Below are 5,763 nucleotides of genomic sequence, written 5' to 3' on the forward strand. Positions count from 1 at the left end.
GCGCCCGGCGGCGGACCGGGCGGCGGGGCCGCCGGCGCCGCCGGCGCCGCCGAGCAGGGTGGTCAGCACGAGTTCCTCGATGTCCCGGCGGGCGACGCTGCCCTGCCGGAGGCTCTCCCGGACGGCGACCATCAACCCGTAGACATGGTTGCCGACCCACGCGGGCGGCAGATCGGGGCGGATCACCCCCGCGTGCTGCGCCGCCGTGTAGAAAGCGATCTCGCGCGCCTCCAACTGCTCGCTCCGGCCGATCAGGTCGGGCAGGTCGGATACATGACGGCCCCGGCAGGACTGCGCAGTGCCTGCTGGAGCAGAGGTCGAAGGGTTCCGGAGGGGTGCTCCGATGCCACGGCCGCAGTCGGCGTCTTGACGTGGGCGGGCCGGTCCGAGGTCCCTGCCGCAGCCGTCGTGACGACGGCCGGCAGGCCACGAGCGATCTGCGTTCCGATCACGATCGATCTCGTGTCCGGTCTTCCATGACGCGAATGATCGTCTTGCCCTGGGTGCGCGTGGCGGGGGCGAACGCGGCAGGTGCTTCGGCGAGCGGTCGCACGGCGCCGACGATGGGCTTGAGCCGTCCGTCCCTGAGCCGCGTGGCGAGCTCGGTGAGCCGGGTGCGGTCGGGTTCGACGACGAAGAAGACCGCCCGCCCGTCCGTGGGCCGGACCTTGGGCGGCATGGCGATGGTGACCAGCGTGCCGCCGGCGCGGACCAGGGCGGCCGAGCGGTCAAGGATGTCTCCGCCGATCACGTCGAACACGACGTCGGCCTCGCCGGCGTCCTCCAGCCTCTCGGTCTGCAGGTCCAGGAAGGTGTCGGCGCCCATGGCGAGTGCCCTGTCCCGGTCGGCGGACCGGCCGGTGCCGATGACACGGGCGCCGGCCTCATGGGCGAGCTGTACCGCGATCGAGCCGACGCCGCCCGCGGCGCCGTGGATCAGAGCGGTTTGACCGGGGGCCAGGCGGCCGTGGTCGAACAGTCCCTGCCAGGCGGTCAGCCCGGAGATCGGCAGCGCGGCGGCCAAGGTGTGGTCGATGTCCGCTGGCAGCGGCGCGAGGTTGCGGGCCTCCACCGCGGTGTACTCGGCGAGCGAACCGTTGCGGGTCCAGTCGGTCAGTCCGAAGACGCGTTGGCCGACGCTCAGGCCGGTGGTGCCGTACCCCAGCTTTTCGACGACACCCGACAGCTCGTGCCCGGGCACGCTCGGCGTCCGGTCACGGCCGGCGCGATCGGTCCACGTCCCCGGCCAGTCCAGCTCTCCGGGAGTGAAACCCGCGGCGTACACCCGCACGATGACGTCGTTCTCGGCCGCGTGAGGGTAGGGCATGTCCGTCAGGGACAGCCCGGCAATACCGGCGTCTCGGTCTCGAACAGTGATGGCTCGCATACAGGTCCTTACTGGGAAGGGACGGTTCGAGCGAGCAGCCCTTCACACGCAGGGCTCACAGCGGCTCGTCATCGAGGCGATGCGGCAGGTGGTTGTATTCCCTTGCGCATGATCGGTCTCACCTGCCCGGGACATCGCGTCGTCCCGTTTTGCGTTCCCATCAGGGAGACAGGTAGCCCCTCCGGATGTGACAGCTCAGACGCGCACAAGTTTGTCCGGGTTGACGACCCTGCGGTACGCGATGATCAGACCGTCTGTGATCTGCACCGTGTCGACGGAGTAGACGCGCCCTTCCCGGTGGAACGCGAGGGCCGGCTCACCGCCGACCTCGACGAAGTCGATGCGGTCCGGAGGCCACTTACGCCCCACCCGCACCAGCACCTCGGCGACGCGCTCGCCGCCGTGGATGGGTTTGCGTGCCGCGGCGGCCTTGCCGCCGCCGTCGGTGACGTAGACGGCGTCCGGGTGCAGCAGTTCGACCAGGCCGGCCAGATCTCCGGCCTCGTAGGCGGCACGGAAGACCCCGAGTACGCGTTCACGCTCCGCCTTCGATGCCTGCGGCGTGGACTCCTTCGCCGTGGCCACCCGCCGTCGCGCCCGCGAGGCGAGTTGCCGGGCACCCGGCACGGAGACATCCAGCACTTCGCCGATGCGGCCGAACTCGATACCGAAGACATCGTGCAGGACGAAGGCCACCCGCTCCGGCGGGCTCAGCTCCTCCATGATCAGCAACATCGCCGAACTGACGGACTCGTCGACGAGGACCTGCTCCGACGCGCCCGGCCCCGTCAGCAGCGGCTCCGGCAGCCACGGCCCGACATAGGTCTCCCGGCGGAAGCGGGCACTCCTGAGGATGTCGTACGACCGCCGCGCGGCCACCGTCACCAGCCAGGCCCGCAGATCATCGACGTCCTGCAGATCTGTCCCGGCCGCCCGCAGCCACACGTCCTGGGTCACGTCCTCGGCGTCGGCCACACTGCCCATCAGCCGATAGGCCACACCGAACACCGCGGGCCGGTGCCTCTCCCATTCGGCTCCGAGCATGTCCTCCCGCTCAGACGGCCCGGGCGCGTGCCCATCGCCCATACAGATCGCAACTCCTCCAGCTTGTGGACGCAGCGTACTGTGGCCGCGGTCTGGATCACGTCCTGGAGCCGGCGGGCCGGGCCGATGGACGGCTTCGTGGAGTTGAACGCAAAAATGCAGTGGGCTCCAAATTTGGAGTAGAGTCCACGCATGTCCGAAGGACTGCGGGAGCGCAAGAAGCGGCAGACCCGGCAGCGCATCTCCGAGACGGCCGTCGGCCTGTTCGTGGAGCGCGGCTTCGAGCAGGTCACCATCGCCGAGGTCGCGGCCGCCGCCGAGGTGTCGGTCAACACCGTCTACAACTACTTCGAGGCCAAGGAGGACCTGGTCCTGCCGCCCGAGGAGGCCTCGCCGCGGCGGCTGGCCGACATCGTGCGGCAGCGGCCGCCGGGGGAGTCCGCGGCGGGCGCCGTGCTGGCGCGGCTGCGCGCGGAGATACGCGCCCGCGAGCGCACGGTGGGGCTGAGCGCCGGATTCGGACGCGTCCTGGAGATGATGCTGGCCGCCCCCACGCTGACCGCCCGCCTGGAGGACCTCGGCCGCCGGATGACCGACGCGCTGGCGGTGGTGCTGGCCGAGGAGACCGGCGCGGCCGAGGACGATCCGCTGCCGCGCGCGGTGGCCTGGCACATCGGCTGCCTGCACTCGCTGGTCTACGCCGAGATCGGACGGCGGACGGCTGCGGGCGAGAACCCCGACACGATCGCCGCCGCCGTTCTGGACCTGCTGGACGTCGTCGAGAGCCTGCTCGGCGAGCGCGTCATCACCTACGCCGTACGAAAGGGATGACCGTGTTCAGGGTGACGATCAGGGGGAAGTTCACGGGGCTCGACGACGCCGGGCGGGCCGCCGTGCCGGCCGCGGGCGGCGCCGCCTACACCGAGGCCGGGACGTTCACGCACGACGCGACCGTGTCCGTCTTCACCTTCCGCTGCCAGGTGCCCGCCGGGCCGGACGACGGCGAGGACGAGGCCGCCCTGGGGGCGATGGTCGCGCTGGACGCGCACGGTCACGCGTACGAGATCCTCAAGATCGCGGTGACGGACATGCGCGACATCAGGATCCGCCCGAGGGGCCGGCGCGGTTAGCCTCCGAACGCCCGGCGGCCCGCGGTCTCACGCGCCCGGGCCGGCGTCGTCGTCGAACACGATGACCTGCCGGACGGCGGTCCCGTCGGCGAGCTGGTCCATCGCCTCGTTCACCTCCGAGAGCCCGATCCGCGCCGACACCAGCGCCTCGACCGGGAGCCTGCCCTCACGCCACATCCGGGCGAAGACCGGGATGTCCCGGGCGGGCATCGCCGAGCCGAGGTAGCTTCCGACGATGGTCCGCCCCTCCGCCACGAGCCCGAGCGGCGAGATCGACGAGCGGGCGTCGGGCGCCGGGAGGCCCACCGTGACGGTACGGCCACCGGGGGCGGTCGCGGTGACGGCGGTCTCGAAGGCCCGGGCGTTCCCGGCCGCCTCGACCACGATCGAGGCCCTGATCCCGGACTCGATCACCTCGGCCGGGCCGTACGCCGCGTGCGCGCCCAGCCCGCGCGCGATGGCGAGCTTGCCGGGGTTGGCGTCCACGCCGACGACCTCGACGCCGTCCATCGCGAGGGCGGTGATCAGCGCCGCCATGCCGACGCCGCCGAGCCCGACGACCATCACCGTCTGGCCCGGGGAGGGCCGCCCGGCGTTGACGACCGCGCCTCCGCCGGTGAGGACGGCGCAGCCGAGGACCGCGGCGACCTCGGGCGGGACGTCGTCGTCCACCGGGACGACCGAGTGCCGGTCGACGACGGCGTGGGTGGCGAAGGCGGAGACCCCGAGGTGGTGCAGGACCGGGGCGCCGTCGCGGCGCAGGCGGACCGCGCCCCCGAGCAGCGTCCCCGTGTTGTTCGCCGCGCTTCCGCGTACGCAGGGGGTCACGCCGTCGGTGGCGCAGCCGTCGCAGGCGCCGCAGCGCGGCAGGAAGGTCATGACGACCCGCCGGCCGGGCTCGATGTCGTCGACGCCGGGGCCGACCCGCTCCACCACGCCGGCCGCCTCGTGGCCCAGCAGCATGGGTACGGGGCGCACCCGGTTGCCGTCGACGACGGACAGATCCGAGTGGCACACGCCCGCGGCCTCGATCCTGACGAGCAGCTCGCCGGGACCGGGCGGGTCCAGTTCGAGCTCGCAGATCGACAGCGGCCGGGACGCGGCGTAGGGGCGTGCCCGGCCGATCTCCTCCAGCACGGCTCCGCGGATCCTCATCACATCACCTCTCCAGACGTTTCCAGGGTTGTCGTCGGCGGGCGTCCCGGAGCCTCGCGCGAGCGGGGGCCGCCGGTCCGGCGCGTACGGCACGGCCCGGTCGGCCCGGTGCGGCCGAGCCGCGGCATCCGGCGGCCGGGGTGTCTCAGCGGGCCCGATGGTTGGCGAGCAGCACGCCGGCGGCGCCGAGCACCAGCCCGGCGACGGCGAGCGGGTGCAGCGTCTGGCCGGCGAGCAGCCAGGCCAGGACCGCCGTCACCGACGGGGTCAGGAAGAACAGGGTGCTCACCCGGCCGGCCGGCCAGCGGAGCAGCATCGTGTTCAGCAGGATGAACGCCGCGATGGAGTTGACCAGCACCATCCAGGCGACGGACCCGCCGAACGCCGCCCAGTCCGACACCCGCGGGGTCTCCACCGCGACGCAGACCAGCCCGACCGCCGGGGCGCTGACGAGCAGTTGCACGGCCGTCCCGGTGCGTACGTCCATCTCGGGGACGAAACGCTTCTGGTACAGGGTGCCGGCGCTCAGCCCGGCCAGCCCGACCAGGCACAGCGCCACACCCCAGGCCGACAGGCTCACCCGGTCGGCGACCGCGAGGACCACGCCCGCCGCGCCGAGGGCGAAGCCGAGGGCCTGCCGCCGGGAGACCGTCTCGCCGAGGAACCGCGAGGCCAGCACGATGACGACCGGGTTGAGCCCCTGGACGAGCGAGACGACGGCGGCGGGGAAGCCCATGCCGAGCGCCGTGTAGAAGGCGCCGAACTGCACCGCCTGGATCAGCAGACCCGAGACCGCGATGTGCGCCAGGGCCCGGCCGCGCGGCCACCGCGCCCCCGTGATCAGCGCGTACGCGGTGAGCAGCGCGCCGGCCACGGCGAAGCGCGCGAACATCAGGAGCAACGGCGGAGCCGCCTCGACCCCCGGAATGCCCGCGATGAACGCGCTGCTCCACAGCACGACGAACACGGGCGGCGCGAACGCCATCAGGCGCGTTCCGCCGCCCGCGCCCGCGCCGGACGCCTGCTCGCCCGCGCCCGCGCCCGCGC

At 72.8% G+C, this 5,763-nt stretch carries 6 protein-coding genes and 1 pseudogene; 2 read left to right on the forward strand and 5 right to left on the reverse strand.

Features of this window, described 5'->3' with window-relative positions; all coding sequences use genetic code 11:
• The 3 genes and pseudogenes from AWQ70_RS36980 to sigJ all read right to left on the reverse strand — a co-directional run.
• A pseudogene (locus AWQ70_RS36980) lies at window positions 1–234 on the reverse strand (TetR/AcrR family transcriptional regulator); the annotation flags it as partial.
• Between the two features lie 214 nt (window positions 235–448).
• Window positions 449–1,327, reverse strand: coding sequence for an NADP-dependent oxidoreductase (locus tag AWQ70_RS36985; RefSeq protein WP_245647333.1), 879 nt, complete (start codon window positions 1,325–1,327; stop codon window positions 449–451).
• A 255-nt stretch (window positions 1,328–1,582) separates the two neighbouring features.
• The gene (sigJ, locus tag AWQ70_RS36990; protein WP_067186878.1) at window positions 1,583–2,473 is read right to left on the reverse strand and encodes an RNA polymerase sigma factor SigJ; all 891 of its coding nucleotides are present in this window, start codon (window positions 2,471–2,473) and stop codon (window positions 1,583–1,585) included.
• Between the two features lie 150 nt (window positions 2,474–2,623).
• On the opposite strand from sigJ, the gene AWQ70_RS36995 reads away from it, so the two are divergent.
• Window positions 2,624–3,262, forward strand: coding sequence for a TetR/AcrR family transcriptional regulator (locus tag AWQ70_RS36995; RefSeq protein ID WP_067186880.1), 639 nt, complete (start codon window positions 2,624–2,626; stop codon window positions 3,260–3,262).
• Window positions 3,259–3,561: a DUF6204 family protein gene (locus tag AWQ70_RS37000; RefSeq protein ID WP_245647334.1), complete on the forward strand. Its 303-nt coding sequence runs from the start codon at window positions 3,259–3,261 to the stop codon at window positions 3,559–3,561. Before AWQ70_RS36995 ends, AWQ70_RS37000 begins: the two co-directional genes overlap by 4 nt.
• A 27-nt stretch (window positions 3,562–3,588) precedes the next feature.
• Here the strand turns inward: AWQ70_RS37000 and AWQ70_RS37005 are convergent, their stop codons facing one another.
• Window positions 3,589–4,716, reverse strand: coding sequence for an alcohol dehydrogenase catalytic domain-containing protein (locus AWQ70_RS37005; RefSeq protein ID WP_067186883.1), 1,128 nt, complete (start codon window positions 4,714–4,716; stop codon window positions 3,589–3,591).
• 145 nt (window positions 4,717–4,861) lie between these two features.
• Window positions 4,862–5,763: DMT family transporter (locus tag AWQ70_RS37010; protein WP_245647335.1), on the reverse strand; the 902-nt coding region annotated here is incomplete at its 5' end.

The organism is Microtetraspora niveoalba (assembly GCF_001570405.1).
Taxonomy (GTDB): domain Bacteria; phylum Actinomycetota; class Actinomycetes; order Streptosporangiales; family Streptosporangiaceae; genus Microtetraspora; species Microtetraspora niveoalba.